Origin of the sequence: Achromobacter sp. Marseille-Q0513 (genome assembly GCF_018195695.1) — a bacterium.
GTDB lineage: Bacteria > Pseudomonadota > Gammaproteobacteria > Burkholderiales > Burkholderiaceae_B > Achromobacter.
On the sequence record NZ_JAGTJY010000152.1, the window covers coordinates 1 to 15,432 of the forward strand.

Genomic DNA, 15,432 nt, shown 5'->3' on the forward strand with positions numbered 1-15,432 from the left:
CCGGCAGCCCGTGATCGCGGACAGGTGGCGCCGCACGCAGGTCATTTCGCGGATGGTCGCGCCGCTGGCCAGCAGCGCGCGGTTGACGGCCTGCTTGTCCTGCAGCGTCAGGCCGTCCAGCGGCAGCGGCAGCAGGGCCGAGCCGCCGCCCGAGATCAGGCACAGCACGGTGTCTTCCGGGCGCAAGCCGCTCACCAGGTCCAGCATGCGGCGGGCGGCTCGCAGCCCGGCCTCGTCGGGCACCGGATGGGCGGCCTCGACGATCTCGATGCGCGCGCAGGGCACCGCATAGCCGTGGCGCGTGACCACCAGGCCCGTCAGCGGCCCGTCCCAGCGGGATTCGACCGCCTGGGCCATCGCCGCCGAGGCCTTGCCGGCGCCGATGACGATGACGCGGCCGCCGCGCAGCGTGTCCGGCGCGGGCAGGTGCGCGGCCACGCAGCGCTCCGGCTGGGCGGAGGCGACCATGGCGTCGAACATGCGGCGCAGCAGGGCGTCGGGACTGTGCATGGCTCAGGCCTGCTGGCCGATCTCGAAATTGGCCAGCTTCTCCAGCGCGCGCACCAGCGCCGAATGATCCCAGGCCTTGCCGCCGTGCGCGGCGCAGGCGTTGAACATTTCCTGGGCCGTGGCGGTGTTGGGCAGCGACACGCCCAGCGCGCGGGCGCTGGACAGCGCCAGGTTCAGGTCCTTCTGGTGCAGCTCGATGCGAAAGCCCGGGTCGAAGCTGCGCTTGATCATGCGCTCGCCGTGCACTTCCAGGATCTTGCTGGACGCGAAGCCGCCCATCAGCGCCTGGCGCACGCGCGCCGGGTCGGCGCCGGCGCGCGCCGCGAACAGCAGCGCCTCGGCCACCGCCTGGATGTTCAGGGCCACGATGATCTGGTTGGCCACCTTGGCGGTCTGGCCGTCGCCGTTGCCGCCCACCAATGTGATGTTCTTGCCCATCAGCTCGAACAGCGGTTTCACGCGCGCGAAGACCGCCTCGTCGCCGCCGGCCATGATGGACAGCGTGGCGTTGCGGGCGCCGACCTCGCCGCCGGAGACCGGCGCGTCCAGGTAGTCGCAGCCCAGCGCGCGGATCTTCTCGGCAAAGCGCTTGGTGGCGATCGGCGAGATCGAGCTCATGTCGACCACGGTCTTGCCCTCGGCCAGGCCGGCGGCGATGCCGTGCTGCGCGAACAGCGCGGACTCCACGTCGGGCGTGTCCGGCACCATGATGAAGACGATGTCCGAGCGCTCGGCCACGTCGCGCCCGTTCAGGCAGGGCACGGCGGTGGTCTCGGCGATCTCGCCGGGCAGCTTGCCCAGCGTATGCACGTAGAGCTGGTGGCCGGCGCGGGCCAGGTGCCCGGCCATGGGCGCGCCCATGATGCCCAGGCCGACGAAACCGATCTTGAGCGGCGATGCAGTCATTGCTTGTCTCCTGCGGAAGGGAAAACGCGTGTTGTTGTGAAGGCGGAGCCGGACGGGCGTCACCGCGCCAGCGCTTGCCGCCAGCCCAGGCCGGCGGCCGTGGTGGTGGCGGGCTTGTATTCGCAGCCGACCCAGCCGGCGTAACCCAGCCGGTCCAGCAGGGCGAGCAGATAGGGATAGTTGATCTCGCCGGTGCCGGGCTCGTTGCGGCCCGGATTGTCGGCCAGCTGTACGTGGCGGATCAGCGGGAAGTACTGGCGCAGCGTGGCCGCCAGCTCGCCCTCCATGCGCTGCGCGTGATAGATGTCGTACTGCAGGAAGGCGTTGTCGGCGCCGGTCTCGGCCAGGATGGCGGCGGCCTGGGCCGTGCGGTTCAGGTAGAAGCCGGGAATGTCCAGGGTGTTGATCGGCTCGATCAGCAGGTTCAGGCCCGCCTGCTTCAGGGCGCTGGCCGCATGGCGCAGGTTGTCGATGAAGGTGGCGCGCAGGCGCGCGTCCTCGACGCCGGCGGGCGCCTTGCCGGCCAGGCAGTTCAGCTGCTTCACGCCCAGCGCCTGGGCGTACTCGATGGCGCGGCCGACGCCGGCGCGGAATTCCTCGACCCGGTCCGGATGGCAGGCGATGCCGCGCTCGCCGGCATCCCAGTCGCCGGCCGGCAGGTTGTGCAGCACCAGCTGAAGACCGTAGTCGTCGAGCCGGCGGCGGATTTCCGAGGCGGGCCAGGCGTAGGGGAACAGGAACTCGACGGCCTCGAAGCCGTCCTCGGCGGCGAGGGCGTAGCGGTCCAGGAAGGGGACTTCGGTGTACAGCATGGTCAGGTTCGCGGCGTATCGGGGCATGGAACTCTCACTGAATCAACATGGCGGGAAACGGAATGCGGCCGTCCTTGGGGGCCGGCCGCGACCGGACGGCGCTAGGCCAGCAGGCCGGCCTCGGCCAGGCCCTTGGCGCCTTCGGGATGGCGGCAGTCGATGTCCTCGAACTCGACGATGTTGTCGATCTCGGTGCCCATGGCGATATTGGTGACCCGTTCCAGGATCACTTCCACCACCACCGGCACGCGGTGCTTGCGCGCCAGCGCCTGTGCCTCCAGCAACGAGGCCCGCAGCTTGCCCGGGTCGGTGACGCGGATCGCCTTGCAGCCCAGGCCCTGGATCACCTGTACGTGGTCCACGCCGTAGCCCTGCAGCGCGGGGTCCGAGACGTTCTGGTTGTCGAAGGCCAGCTGCACGCAGTAGTCCATCTCGAAGCCGCGCTGGGCCTGGCGGATCAGGCCCAGGTAGCTGTTGTTCACCAGCACCTGCACATAGGGCAGGTTGAACTGCGCGCCCACCGCCAGCTCCTCGATCATGAACTGGAAGTCGTAGTCGCCGGACAGGCCCACCACCGTCCGCGACGGATCGGCCGCGACCACGCCCAGCGCGGCCGGCACGGTCCAGCCCAGCGGGCCGGCCTGGCCGCAGTTGATCCAGCGGCGCGGGCCGTAGACGTGCAGGAACTGCGCGCCGGCGATCTGCGACAGGCCGATGGTGGACACATAGATCGTGTCGCGGCCGAACGCCGCGTTCATTTCCTCGTAGACGCGCTGCGGCTTGATCGGCACGTTGTCGAAATCCGTCCGGCGCAGCATCAGCCGCTTGCGCTCGGCGCAGCGCGCCGCCCAGTCCGTGTAGTCGCGCAGCCGGCCGGCGGCCTTGCGCTCGCGCGCCACCTCGATGAACAGCGCCAGGGCCGCCCCGGCGTCCGACACGATGCCCAGGTCCGGGTTGAAGACGCGTCCGATCTGCGTGGGCTCGATATCCACGTGCACGAACTTCCTGCCGCGCACATAGGTCTCGACGGAACCGGTGTGGCGGTTGGCCCAGCGGTTGCCCAGGCCCAGCACGAAATCGCTGGCCAGCAACGTGGCGTTGCCGTAGCGGTGGCTGGTCTGCAGGCCGCACATGCCGGCCATCAGCGGATGGTCGTCGGGTATCGCGCCCCAGCCCATCAGCGTGGGGATGACCGGCACGCCGGTCAGTTCGGCCAGCTCCACCAGCTGCGCGGACGCGTTGGCGTTGATGACGCCGCCGCCGGCCACGATCAGGGGCCGGTCGGACGCGGCCAGCATGTCCAGCGCCTTCTCGACCTGCTTGCGCGTGGCGCGGGGCTGGTACACCGGCAAGGGTTCGTAGGTGTCGATATCGAAATCGATCTCGGCCATCTGCACATCGAAGGGCAGGTCCACCAGCACCGGGCCGGGGCGGCCCGAGCGCATCAGGTGAAAGGCCTGCTGCAGCACGCGCGGAACCAGCGCCGGCTCGCGCACGGTGACCGCCCACTTGGTCACCGGCTTGGCGATGGACTCGATGTCCACCGCCTGGAAGTCCTCCTTGTACAGGCGGGCGCGCGGGGCCTGGCCGGTGATGCACAGGATGGGGATGCTGTCGGCGCTGGCCGAGTACAGCCCCGTGATCATGTCGGTGCCGGCCGGCCCCGAGGTGCCGATGCACACGCCGATATTGCCGGCCTGGGCGCGGGTATAGCCCTCGGCCATGTGCGAGGCGCCCTCGACGTGGCGCGCCAGCACATGGGCGATGCTCTGCCGCTCGCGCAGGGCCGCGTAGAACGGGTTGATGGCGGCGCCCGGCACGCCGAACGCCTGCGTGACGTTTTCCTTCTCGAGAACCAGCACGGCGGCCATTGCCGCCCTCATCTTGGCCATGCGCATCTCCTGCGGTGCCGACTAGGGGTGGGACAGATGGTCCCAAGTCGGGCCCGGCGACGGAAGACGGGTATGGCGAATGACGCTTATTCCGTGGTGGAATACCGGATCGGAGGCTACTCGGACTCTAATCGCGACATGGATCGGATCAAAGCGCTACGCCTGTTCACCCGGGTGGTGGACCTGGGCTCCTTCAGCCGCGCCGCGCTCGAGCTGGGCATCGGCCAGCCCGCGGCGACCAAGCAGGTCGCCCGCATGGAGCAGGAGCTGGGCGCGCGCCTGCTGCATCGGTCCACGCACGGCGTGTCGCCCACCGACGTCGGCATCCGCTACTACGAGAAGTGCAAGCTCATCGTGCATCACGACGAGGAAGCCCGCTCCGTGGCCGCGCTGACGCAGTCGCAGGTGCAGGGGACGCTGCGCATCAGCACCTCGGTCGCCTTCGGTCGCCGCGTGCTGGCGCCGATGGTGCTGGACTTCATGCGCGACCATGCGCTGCTGACGGTGGACCTGAGCTTCGACGATCGCTACGTCAACCTGGTCGAGCAGGGCGTGGACGTGGCGGTGCGCATGGGCCGGCTGGCCGATTCCTCGCTGGGCGCGACCTACCTGGGCAACAGCCCCTGGGTCGTGGTCGCGTCGGCCGCCTACCTGGAACGGCGCGGCGCGCCCGTCCGGCCCGAAGCGCTGGCCGATCACGCGGCGCTGGTCTACAGCACCGCGCAGGGCGACGCCATCTGGCATTTCGCCGGCAGCGGCGCGCAGACCCTGGCTATTCCGGTGAAGGAACGGCTGCGCTCGAACAACCTGTCCGTGTTGCTGGATGCCGCACGCGACGGCTTCGGCATCGCCGTGCTGCCGCGCTATGTGGCCGACGAAGACCTGCGCCGGGGCGCCATCTTGCCGCTGCTGGAGGACTGGCGTCTGCCGGGGCAGGAGATCCACGCGGTGTATCCGTCGCCGCGCATGGTGCCGGCCAAGGTGCAGGAGCTGGTCGCGTGGCTGAAGGGCAGGTTCAGGGACGAGTGGTGGCGCGCGGACGTGCGCGGCGCGGCGGCTGGGCCCGCGGCCGGAGCAGGTATAGTCCGGGGCAGTTGAAACAACGCCTGGAGTATCTATGGCTGGATTGGACGACACGCGCGGCGCCGGCGCGGCCTGTGATTTTCTCGCGGCCTTGCCCGTCTCGGACGGCATGGTCAGCATCCGCCCCATGTCCGCCGAGGATGCGGCGGCCTATGCCGCAGGCACGGATGACGAGCTGGTGCAGCGCTACGCCCATCTCCCCTTGAAGCAATACACGCCGGAGCTCGTGCGCGATCTGATCGACGGCGTGATCGCGGACGGTCTGCGCGAGGGAACGCTGGCGGTGCTGACCATCGCCGACGCGGCATCGGATGCGTTCCTGGGCAGCCTGGTGATCTTCGACGTCAGCGCCGAGGACGCCGAGGTCGGCTATTGGATCGCCCCGCAGCATCGTGGACGGCAGGCGTCGGGGCGGGCCCTGGCGCTGGCGATGGAATTGGCGCGCGGCCTGGGCCTGAAGCGCTTGCGCGCGCGCACGGTGCGCGAGAATCCCGCGTCCGAGCGCGTGCTGGTGCGGGCGGGATTCGCGCAGGCGGGCGAGGCGCGGCCGGCGCTCACGCCGTCAGGGAAGACCGAAATGAGCGTGAGCTATGGCGTTGAACTGCGAGCCTGAGGTCCGCTCGCCTCATTTGGAAGCGAGGACCGGGATTTCGCAACAGCGCTCGATGTGGATTTGCCTGTCGCTTTGGCGGCCCAGGCCCTCGTAGCGGGCATCCACGAAGGCGCGTAGTTCAGCGGCGCGTGCGCGGCTACACGGCGGCGACCGCCGCCTTGCCGGACGCCGGCGCGCTCGCCGCCGTGGCGGGCGCCGACACGATCGATCGCAGCGGCGGGTCGGCGGGCTTGAGCGCATGCAGGTCCGGCCGCGGGCGTTGCAGCTCGGCGATGCCGGCGAAGGCCTGTTCCATGCCCTGCGCGGCGGCCAGCACCTCGCGGTCGCCCCGGAAGCGGCCCACGATCTGCAGGCCGAAGGGCATGCCGTGCCGGTCGCGGCCGCAGGGCAGCGTGAGCGCGGGGTGGGTGGTCAGCGTGATGACATAGGTCAGCGCCAGCCAGCGGTAGTAGTTCTCCTGGGGCCGGCCGTTGATGGCTTGCGCGTACAGCTGGGTCCAGGGGAAGGGCGAGACGGGCGTGGTGGGCGTGAGGATCAGGTCGCAGTCTTCGTAGACGCGCTGGAAGCGCTTGATCAGGCGGGTCTGCTCGGCCTGGGCCCAGGCGCAATCCTTCAGGCTCATCGCAGCGCCCATTTCGAAATTGGCGCGCGGGTTGGGGCCCAGGCTGGCGGGATCTTTTTCATAGGCGTCGCGCATGCCGGCCACGAAGGCTTCCGCGCGCAGGATGTCGAAGCAGCGGTGGGCGTCGCCGAAGTCGATGTCCACCGGATCGCAGGCGGCGAACAGATGCCGCATGGCCGCGATCTTGGCGCGGAAGGCGGCGCGGATGTCGTCGTCGACGTCGCACAGGCCCAGATCCTCGCTGTAGCCAATGCGCAGGCGGCCCAGGTCGGCGGCGGCGGGCGCCAGGAACTGCAGCGGGTCCAGCGGATAGCTGAGCGGATCGCCCGCGTCCGGGCCGGCGCTGGCCGCCATCTGCAGGCAGGCGTCGGCCACGGTGCGGCCCATGGGGCCGACCACGGAGATCGGCGTCCAGCCCAGCAGCTTGCGCACGCTGGGCACCACGCCGGGCGAGGGACGAAAGCCCACCACGCCGCATTTCGCGGCGGGAATGCGCAGCGAGCCGCCGGTATCCGAGCCGGTACAGACGGGCAGCATGTCGCAGGCCAGCGCGGCCGCCGAACCGCCGGAGGAGCCGCCGGCATTCAGATCGGGATTGAAGGGATTGCCGGTGGCGCCCCAGACCGCGTTGCGCGAGTTCGCGCCCGCGCCCATTTCCGGCACGTTGGTCTTGGCGGTGACGATGGCGCCGGCGCGGCGCAGGCGCGCCACCAGGGTCACGTCCTCGGTGGGGATGTGGTCGCGGTATATCGGCGAGCCGTAGGTGGTGAGCAGGCCGGCCGTGGGCTCCAGATCCTTGACGCCCAGGGGCAGGCCGTGCAGCAGGCCCAGCGCCTCGCCGGCCATCACCGCGCGCTCGGCGGCGCGCGCCTCTTGCCGCGCGCGCTCGAAGGCGGTTGCGGTGACGGCGTTGACGTAGGGGTTGACGGCCTCGATGCGAGCGATGCAGGCCTCCAGCAGTTCCACGGGGGAAAGCTGGCGGGCGCCGATCAGGCGCCGCAGCGCCACCGCCGTCAGGCCGACCAGCGAGTCGTCCAGTGCCATGGTTTATTTCCTTCAGTCGAGTTTGATGTTGGCGCGCTGGGCGAGCTCGCGCATCAGCGGCAGTTCTTTCCGGATCAGGGCCTCGCCGGCGGCGCTGTCGGAAAAGGCCGGTTCGAAGCCCTGGGCTTCGAGACTCTTGCGCACGTCCGGCGCTTCGACGACGTTGCGCAGCGCGGCTTCCAGCCGGTTCTTGACGTCCGCGGACAGGCCGCGCGGAGCGGCGAACATCAGCCACGTGTCCATGGCGACCGAGGGATAGCCTTGCTCGGCGAAGGTGGGCACGTCGGGGAGGAACGCCGAACGGCCAGGGGCCGATATGGCGAGCACGCGCACCTTGCCCTGCTTGCTCTGCGGCAGCGCGGCGGCCACCGTGTCGATCGAGAACGGAATCTGGCCGCCGATCAGGTCGGTCATCGCCGGCGAGCTGCCCTTGTAGGGCACGTGCGTCATCTGGATGCCGGCGGCGGCCAGGAAGGCCTCGCCCACGAAATGCGCGGTGGTGCCCGCGCCATAGGAACCGTAGGCCGGCCGTTCGGCGCCGCGCGCCTTGACGTAGGCGATCAGCTCCTTGAGATCCTTGACCGGCACCTGGGGATTGGCCAGCAGCGCAAGCCCGGTGCGGCCGGCGATGCCGATGGGTTCGAAACTCTGCACGGGATCGTAGGGCAGCTTGCTCTGGATCGCCGGATTGACGGTGAAGGTGGTGCCCGACGTCACCAGCAGCGTATAGCCGTCCGGCGCGGCCTTGGCGACGTAGCCGGCGCCGATCGCGGTGCCCGCGCCGGCGCGGTTCTCCACCACGATGGTCTGGCCGAGCTGCTGCCCGAGCTTTTGCGCGATGACGCGGCCCAGCGCGTCCGTGGCGCCGCCAGGCGGGAATGGCACCACCAGCGTGATCGGCCGGCTCGGGTAGGCCGGTTGGGCGTCGGCGGGCGCGGCAAGCGCGAGGGCGCCGGCGAGGGTGGCGCCGAGACCGAGGGTAAGCAGGGCTGTCTTCATGATCGTGCTCGCAGAGGGAGGGGAGGATCCGGCGTAGCCGGGCCTGGGTTGGCCTGCAGGCGGCGGATCCATCGCGTCATTGACCGCTGACATCCTAGGCGCGCGCTCTGTGTTGCAGCAATATGAATTGCTAGAATCATTCATTGCGAAAAACGCAAAATATGCGGGTAAATACTGATGAATGCCCAAGTCCTGCAGGAAATGGCGGTCCGCTACTTTCTGGAAGTCGCTCGCTGCGGCTCGGTCAGCATCGCGGCGGAACGGCTGGACGTGGCGCCGTCCGCCGTCAGCCGGCAGATCGCCCGGCTCGAGCGCGAGCTGGGCACGCTGCTGTTCGAGCGGCGCGCGCGCGGGATGATGCTGAATGCGGCTGGCGAACTGTTGGCCGCGCACGCCAAGCGGGCGCATCAGGACATGGAACGCGTGGCGGGCGAGATCGCCGGCCTGCGCGGATTGCGGCAGGGGCTGGTCAGGATCGCCTGCACCGAGGGCTTCGCGCATGATTTCGTGCCGGGCGCCATCGCGGCCTTCCACGCGCAGCATGCGGGCATCCGGTACACGGTGGACGTCTGCTCGCAGCGCGAGGTGCCGCAGCGCGTGCGCGACGGCACCGTGGATATCGGCATCACGCTCAGCCTGGTCTCGCATCGCGACGTGCGGGTGGAGTGGCGCATGGCGGCGCCGGTGCGGGCGGTGGTGGCCGCCGGCCATCCGCTGGCGCGGCAGGCCGAGTTGTCGCTGGCGCAACTGATGGCCTATCCGCTGGCCGTGCCTCACGCCGAATCCACGCTGCGCCACTTGATCGACATCAGCTGCAGCCGCCAGCAGCTGCAATTCGAGCCGGTGTTTTCCAGCGGCAGCGTCAATGCCCTGGTGGCCTTCGCGGCGGCTGGCGGCGGCGTGGCGTTCTGCGGCGAGCTGGCGATACGCCATCGCCTGCGCTGGAGCCAGGTGGCGGCGGTGCCGCTGCGCGACCGCGAGATGAACGAGCGCCATTTCGAGGTGCAGACGCTGGCCGGACGCGTGCTGCCGGAGGCGGTCAAGGCCTTTGTCGCCAGCCTGCGGCAGCGGCTGGAAGCGGACACCGCGTGGGAAGGCGCGGATCAGGCGTCCGTGTAGCCGTTTCCGGGGCCGGCGATCAAGGCTTCACGCCGGCTCTTCCGCGCGGGCAAGGCCGGCTTCGGAAGCCCGCCGCCGGCCGAGCAGCAAACGCCTGAGCAAAGTCAGATGCGGAAACTCCACCAGCATGCCGATGATGAGCGCGGCGTAGATCAAGGGCTGGCCGGGCAGGGCGGCGATGGTCACCGCCAGCATCAGCGGGGCGTTGCGGGCGGCGATGCTCATCGTGAGCAAGGCGTGGTCGGGATAGGGCAGGCGCGCCAGCCGGCTGATGCCTTCGCCCAGGAAATACGTCAGGACGAAGAACAGGAAAACGGCCAGCAAGATCCAGGCGAACAGGCCGCGATGCTCCAGGATGACCGCGACATGGGCGGCGAAGATCTGCATGACCAGCGCCGCGATCAGCCAGGGCGTCAGTCGGTCCGCGCAGGCAAGCAGGCGTTCGAGGCGCGCCTGGCCGAGCAGCCGGCGCAGGCCGAGATGCGCCAGCACCGCCACGGCGAGGGGGACGAGGAACCAGTGCAGCAGCGTGTCGGCCATGACGCCGGCGCCCACCTCGGCCGCGCTGCGCGTGTAGAGCTGCAGAAAGACGGGGTACAGCAGCAGCTGCATGACGATGTTGACGGGGATCAGCGCCGCGCCCAGCGCCACGTTGCCGTGGGCCAGCCGCGTGAAGCCGAGGAACCAGTCGGTGCAGGGCGCCATGAAGTAGATCATCAGCCCGGTCATGAACAGCGGCTGGGACGGCAGCGCGACGGACGCGATGATGTGCCCGATGGCGGGGACCAGCAGGTAGTTGGTCCCCACGATCAGCGCCATGACCCTTGCGTTGCCCCGCAGGCGCGCCAGGGCGTCGAAGCGCGCGCCGAAGAAGAGCAGGCCCACCAGGGCGAGCAGCGTGCGATCGACCTGGTCGCCCAGGGCGGCGCCGGCCTCGGGCCAGGCATGGCCGACGAGCGCGCCGGCGAGAATGGCGCCGGCCAGCAGCAGCGAAATCCATCCCGAACGCAGCAGGCGCGCGAACGCCATCAGCATTCGCAGCCCTCGCAGCATTCGCTATTGCCGAAGGGGCCCCAGGCGCCGCCGGGGGATTGCAGCGCGCCGATGTCCTTGTCCAGGCATTGGGCGATGCCCTGCGCGATCATGGCGAAGCGCTGGCGGAACTTGTAGATGAAGCAATAGATGCGCTGGTCGTGCCGCACTTGCGGGCCGACCAGGAACAGGCCGGGCGTGATGGTGGATTCGTCGGCTTCCGTCAGCAGCACCCGGCCATCGTCGTCCCAGGCCCACAGGCCCGCGATCTGCCGCGCGCCACCGCCCTTGGCGAAGCCGGTGCCCAGTATCGGCGCCTGTCGCTCATCCCAGTAGCGGCCATCGCCCGCGTGGATGCGGAAGCCGCCTTTATCGTGCCGCGTCACGCCGATCACATCGACGCCAAAGACGATCTCCAGCCGGCCGCTGTCGGCCGCCTCGTAGAGCCGCTGCCGGCTGTAGGGCGACAGCGACAGGCTGGGATCGTGGGAGGCCTGTTGATCCCATGTGGATTTGCGGACCAGCAGCCGGACCTCGCGACCCAGCCTGGCCAGGTTGATGGCCGCGTCCACGCCGCTTTCATAACCGCCGATCACGGTATAGCGGCGGGCATCGAAGTGGTTCCAATCGGCCACCAGCGCATAGTGCGGGCACCATGCGGCGCCGGCAAAGGGCGTCAGATCGGGAAACTGGAATTCGCCGGTCGCCCAGATCAGGAAGCCGGCCCGCAGCGTGCCCTTCGGCGTATCGAGCAGGAAGCCGCCGCCCGGGACGGGGTGGACGGCCGCGATCTTGCAATAGCTGGCGACCGGCAGCGCATGCCCCTGGGCGACGAAGGCCAGATAGTCGGCGTACTGGGCGCCGCTCGGGTGCTCGGCGCCGCTGTGGATCGCGGGCGAACTCGGTTCGTTGACGGCGTTCAGGTCCGCCAGCCCGAAGGGATTGCTGTGAAAGGATGGCGTGATGAAGCGCGTTTGCGCGGGCCAGCGCCGGAACGACTCGCCGATCCTGCCGGCCTCGAACACGCCGAAGTTCAGTCCCGGCACTTTTTGCAGCGCCAGCGCCATGCCGATGCCGGCCGCGCCGGCGCCGACGATGGCCACGTCCAGGTCACGCATCAGGCGTTCCGGTTCCTGGCGCCGCCCTGGCGGGCCTTGAAGCGTGGATTGGATTTGCAGATGACGTAGATCCGGCCGCGACGGCGCACGACCTGGCAGTCGCGGTGGCGGGTCTTGGCATCCTTCAACGAGGACAGCACTTTCATGAGGGGCTCCTTTTTGTTCGGGTCAGGGAAAACGGACTACAGGATGGCTTCATGAAATGTGTGTTCCGGGCCGTCGGCCAGGCGGGCATTCGTTTGTATGATTAATGTTATAACATATCAAATTATGGCCGAGGCAGATATCGGGAGCAAGCAGCGATGATTCCCCAGGCGTTTGAACAGTGGCGGCATTGCATCGTCGTCGACTGCGGCCTGGCCCTGAGCCAGGCTTATGTGTCGGAGCGTATTGCCGCGTGGCGCGATGGCGGCAGCGTGGAGACCGCCCGGTTCCGGCGCCTCTATGGAGACGAACACTGGCGTTCGGTACTTGGTTGGTTCGAACGCGCGGCCCGTGAGCTGGGCCATGACGTTGCCGGGCCGTGACGGGCTATCCGGCCGGGCCGTTCAACCGCCCGTCCCGAACGTCACCACATCCTCCGACCGTCGTCCCAGCGCGGACAGCAGGCCGTCCAGCGCCGCGCGTTCCGCTACGCCCGCCTTGGCGGCATAGGTCGCACGCCCCTGGAACTTCGCGCCGCGCGGGTTCAGGCTGCCCTGGCCGCTGACGTCCAGCAAGCCGCTTTCCGTGCTCAAGGCCAGCGCGGCGCCGGACTTGCCATCGCCCTGCAGACGCAACACGTAGCTGCCCACCGGATTGACCGGCGCCAGCGCGGTGGCGGCGTCGCGCCAGCGCAGTTCGGCCAATGGCCCGGCGGGCAGGCGGCCGCCCAGCGGTAGCGTTTGCCACCTGAGTTCCAGCGTGCCTTGCGGCGCCAGCGTGTTCCAGGGCGCGCCCAGCGCCGACAGCGCGGCGGCCGGCGCGCGCAGTGATTGCGCCGACAGCGTGGCGCCGGTCCAGCCGGGGCTCAGCCGCAACGGGCCTTGCAGCCAGGGATGGCGCAGTTCCATTTCCAGCGTGCGCCAATGCCATTGCCATTGCAGGGCCTGCGGCAGCATGCGGCGCGCGCCGGGCGGGCCCAGCGCGATCCAGGCGCTGCCGTTCCAGATGGTGCCGCCGGCGTCGGCCAGGCTGACGATGCCGCCTTGCGGCGCGGCCAGCAGCAGCCAGCGGGCGGGAGGCGCGGCCAGGGCCGCCAGCGGCGCGGCGGCGGAGCAGGCCAGGGCCAGGAGCAGGCCGCGCCGGGAAGGGCGGGGCAAGGCCATCAGGATGCCTGTCCGGCGGCGGGCGCGAGCGTGACGCGGCCGTTGACCAGGCCCGGCAGCGGACGGCCGTGAGGATTGGCGGCGCGCTCCAGTTCCGCGCCGGCCACCGTCAGGCCCCAGTCGCGGCTGGCGCCGTCGAGCCAGTTCATCAGCACCGATGATGGCGCCTGGCGCACGTTCAGGACCAGCGCCGGGGATTTGCCTTCGGCCGGTTCCAGCTTCCATTGCTCGGCCGACAGGCCCGCGCGTGTCAGGCTGGCGGCCAGTTCCTCGGCGGCCGGCATGGCGCTGGAGGCGGCGGGCGCGCGACGGCGCAACAGGTCGGCCTGGGCGGTCAGGTCGGCCACCTGCGCGGCCTGGGCGCGCAGCTTCGGCAGTTCGTCGCGGTATTGATTCAGCGTTTTCAACGGCGGTTCGATCAGCAGCGTCCAGGCCAGCGCGGCGCCCAGCACGGCGCCGGCGCACAGGACCAGGCGGCGTTCGCGCGGCGCCAGCGCCTGCCAGCGTTGGCGGGCGCGGTTGGCGGCGGGGGCGTAGCGTTGCTGGCTGGCGCGCCAGGATGCGTGGAGTTTTTCGATGAGGTTCATGGTTGGGCCGGCGTGATGCGCCAGGTGGCGTCCTTGTCGCCGCGTTCGAGTTTCAGGCCCAGCGCGGCGGCCTGTTGCACCAGCGCGGGCGTTTCGGCCACGCGCTGCGCCTGTTCGCCGGCATCGGCCAGGGTCAGCGTGAGGGCGTGGTCGGCGTAGGACAGGCGCGCGACGCGGTCGGCAGTGAAGGGCATGGCCTGGGCCGTGGCGCGCGCCAGCGGCAGGAAGTCGCCGGCCGACGACGAGCCTTGCCTGGCGAGCAGCGCGTCCAGTTCCTGGCGCGCCTGGCGCGCGGCATCCAGCACCACGGGCAGCTTGGGGTAGGCCTTTTGCACTTGCTCGCGCATCTGTGTCTGCAATGAGCGGGCCTCGCCGCGCAGCTGCGCGGCATACAGGTTCAGGCCGCCCAGCCAGATCGCGCAAGCGATCGCGGTCCAGCGCCAGAGCGGCCGCCAGCGCGAGACGCGGGTCGGCGCCCATTGCGGCGTGGCCAGCGACCAGGACGGCGCGGCGGCCTGCCAGCGCGGATCGCCGGGTTCACGCAGCGGGGCGTCGGCCACGGGTTCCAGTGTCTGCGGCGCGATCAGCGAGCGCACGCGCAGCCCATGTTCGCCCAGCAGCGCCCAGGCGCGCCGTAGCGGCTCGCGCGGCGTCCAGGCCAGCGCCACGCTGCCATCGGCCGAGCGCGGGCCGTGGCCGATGGCCAGGTCGTCCATGTCGCCCAGGATCATGGGTTCCAGCACGCTGCGCACGGCGGCGGCCTGGCGCGCCTTGGGCAGGGCGGGGATCTGCAGCGAGGACGCGATCACGTCCTCGGGATGCAGCACCGCCTCGCAGGCCGGTTGCGCATAGGCCTGGCCGAGCGCGCGCAGCGCCAGCTCGCCCTGCCGCGCGCAACGGCCGCGCCGGTCAAACCAGGCATAGGGCAGCGGCGTGTCCGCGCCCAGCGTGGCCAAGGGGGGAAGGGCGATGCGTAAGGTGTTCTTCAATTGTCTTCTCTCATCCAGACGGTCGCGGGCGCCGCGCCTGGCGTCGCGCGCAGCAGCGCCTGCGCGGTGAGGCGGGCGCGTTCGTAGACCACCACGCCGCGCGCCATGAACCAGCCGCTGGCGGTGACGACGGCGGGCGGCGTGCCCTTGAAGCCGGCCCCCGCCAGGCGGTTGGCGAAGTCGCCGCTATTGTTGAAGGCGTTGCCCCGGTCGCGCTCGCCGGCGATGGCGCGGGCCTGGCTGATCGACAGGCCAGGCGCCAGCGCGGCGATGACTTCGGGCGGGGCGGTGTTGACGTTGACCTGCGTGTTGGCGGGCAGCAGCGTCATGGTGCGTTGCAGTTCGTCGCGCACGGCGGGATCCAGGCCCAGCGCGGCGCCCAGTTCCTGCACGCCGCGCGGCAGCGGCGCGCGGGCGGGCGGCTGCGCTGCGGAGGGCGGCGCTTCGGCGGGCTGCGCCGACGGCTGGCCCATGGCCACGATGTCGATGATGCGCGGCGCCAGCGTGTCCGGCAGGCGCAGCAGGCCCAGCAGCCGCAGCAGCACCTGTTCCTCGGCAGGCTGCGGCACGCCGGCGCGCGCCAGGTTGTACAGGTTGTACTTGCCCTGTTCGTCCTCCAGCCCGCCGGAGAACACGGCCACGCGCTCGTCGCCGGGACGCTCGATGCGCGTGTCCAGGATGGGGGTGGCCCAGATCTGGTCCTTGCGCGTGACCGCCTCGCGCTTGCCGTGGTCGCGCACCACCAGCCGCGCCCAATCGATGCCGCCGGCCAGCAGCATGCGGGCCTGCAGGCGTGACT

General features: G+C 70.3%; 17 protein-coding genes. 4 read left to right on the forward strand and 13 right to left on the reverse strand.

What is annotated here, in order from left to right:
* The 4 genes from KDH83_RS23565 to gcl all read right to left on the reverse strand — a co-directional run.
* A partial coding sequence (locus KDH83_RS23565) for a glycerate-2-kinase family protein (RefSeq protein ID WP_212320385.1) occupies positions 1-510 on the reverse strand: 510 nt, incomplete at its 3' end.
* A 3-nt stretch (positions 511-513) separates the two neighbouring features.
* Entirely contained in the window at positions 514-1,416 is a 903-nt protein-coding gene (gene glxR, locus KDH83_RS23570; protein ID WP_212320387.1) for a 2-hydroxy-3-oxopropionate reductase, read from the reverse strand.
* A gap of 59 nt (positions 1,417-1,475) precedes the next feature.
* Entirely contained in the window at positions 1,476-2,255 is a 780-nt protein-coding gene (gene hyi / locus KDH83_RS23575) for a hydroxypyruvate isomerase (protein WP_212320389.1), read from the reverse strand.
* 74 nt (positions 2,256-2,329) lie between these two features.
* Complete coding sequence (gcl, locus tag KDH83_RS23580) at positions 2,330-4,120, reverse strand: glyoxylate carboligase (protein WP_212320391.1); 1,791 nt, start codon at positions 4,118-4,120, stop codon at positions 2,330-2,332.
* A gap of 138 nt (positions 4,121-4,258) precedes the next feature.
* On the opposite strand from gcl, the gene KDH83_RS23585 reads away from it, so the two are divergent.
* Both KDH83_RS23585 and KDH83_RS23590 read left to right on the forward strand, forming a co-directional pair.
* Complete coding sequence (locus KDH83_RS23585; RefSeq protein ID WP_212320393.1) at positions 4,259-5,218, forward strand: LysR family transcriptional regulator; 960 nt, start codon at positions 4,259-4,261, stop codon at positions 5,216-5,218.
* Positions 5,219-5,237: 19 nt separating this feature from the next.
* Positions 5,238-5,816 carry a GNAT family N-acetyltransferase gene (locus KDH83_RS23590; RefSeq protein ID WP_212320395.1) on the forward strand — a complete coding sequence of 193 codons (579 nt, stop codon included), beginning with the start codon at positions 5,238-5,240 and terminating at the stop codon, positions 5,814-5,816.
* A gap of 136 nt (positions 5,817-5,952) precedes the next feature.
* Here KDH83_RS23590 and KDH83_RS23595 read toward each other — a convergent pair whose 3' ends face one another.
* Positions 5,953-7,482, reverse strand: a complete 1,530-nt coding sequence (locus KDH83_RS23595) for an amidase family protein (RefSeq protein WP_212320397.1) — start codon at positions 7,480-7,482, stop codon at positions 5,953-5,955.
* Positions 7,483-7,494: 12 nt separating this feature from the next.
* Complete coding sequence (locus tag KDH83_RS23600; protein ID WP_212320399.1) at positions 7,495-8,481, reverse strand: tripartite tricarboxylate transporter substrate binding protein; 987 nt, start codon at positions 8,479-8,481, stop codon at positions 7,495-7,497.
* A 177-nt stretch (positions 8,482-8,658) separates the two neighbouring features.
* Between KDH83_RS23600 and KDH83_RS23605 the strand changes: the two genes are divergently transcribed.
* Entirely contained in the window at positions 8,659-9,600 is a 942-nt protein-coding gene (locus tag KDH83_RS23605; protein ID WP_212320401.1) for a LysR family transcriptional regulator, read from the forward strand.
* A gap of 27 nt (positions 9,601-9,627) precedes the next feature.
* On the opposite strand, the gene KDH83_RS23610 is transcribed toward KDH83_RS23605, so the two are convergent.
* The 3 genes from KDH83_RS23610 to ykgO are packed head-to-tail and all read right to left on the reverse strand — an operon-like array spanning position 9,628 to position 11,896.
* Positions 9,628-10,635, reverse strand: coding sequence for an arsenic resistance protein (locus tag KDH83_RS23610; protein WP_212320403.1), 1,008 nt, complete (start codon positions 10,633-10,635; stop codon positions 9,628-9,630).
* Positions 10,629-11,750, reverse strand: a complete 1,122-nt coding sequence (locus tag KDH83_RS23615) for an NAD(P)/FAD-dependent oxidoreductase (RefSeq protein WP_212320405.1) — start codon at positions 11,748-11,750, stop codon at positions 10,629-10,631. Before KDH83_RS23615 ends, KDH83_RS23610 begins: the two co-directional genes overlap by 7 nt.
* Complete coding sequence (ykgO, locus tag KDH83_RS23620) at positions 11,750-11,896, reverse strand: type B 50S ribosomal protein L36 (RefSeq protein ID WP_212320407.1); 147 nt, start codon at positions 11,894-11,896, stop codon at positions 11,750-11,752. The genes KDH83_RS23615 and ykgO overlap by 1 nt, the downstream gene beginning before the upstream one ends.
* A gap of 156 nt (positions 11,897-12,052) precedes the next feature.
* Here ykgO and KDH83_RS23625 point away from each other — a divergent pair, with 156 nt between their 5' ends.
* Positions 12,053-12,277, forward strand: a complete 225-nt coding sequence (locus KDH83_RS23625) for a hypothetical protein (RefSeq protein WP_212320409.1) — start codon at positions 12,053-12,055, stop codon at positions 12,275-12,277.
* A 21-nt stretch (positions 12,278-12,298) separates the two neighbouring features.
* Here the strand turns inward: KDH83_RS23625 and gspN are convergent, their stop codons facing one another.
* The 4 genes from gspN to gspK all read right to left on the reverse strand — a co-directional run.
* A complete protein-coding gene (gene gspN, locus KDH83_RS23630; RefSeq protein ID WP_212320411.1) occupies positions 12,299-13,057 on the reverse strand; it encodes a type II secretion system protein N in 759 nt (252 codons plus the stop codon).
* The gene (gene gspM / locus KDH83_RS23635; protein ID WP_212320414.1) at positions 13,057-13,644 is read right to left on the reverse strand and encodes a type II secretion system protein GspM; all 588 of its coding nucleotides are present in this window, start codon (positions 13,642-13,644) and stop codon (positions 13,057-13,059) included. The genes gspN and gspM overlap by 1 nt, the downstream gene beginning before the upstream one ends.
* On the reverse strand, positions 13,641-14,633 hold the full coding sequence (gene gspL, locus KDH83_RS23640) for a type II secretion system protein GspL (RefSeq protein ID WP_212320416.1): 993 nt from the start codon (positions 14,631-14,633) through the stop codon (positions 13,641-13,643). Before gspL ends, gspM begins: the two co-directional genes overlap by 4 nt.
* Positions 14,630-15,432 (reverse strand): type II secretion system minor pseudopilin GspK (gspK, locus tag KDH83_RS23645; RefSeq protein ID WP_212320418.1); only part of this gene is annotated, 803 nt, incomplete at its 5' end. The genes gspL and gspK, both read right to left, overlap by 4 nt.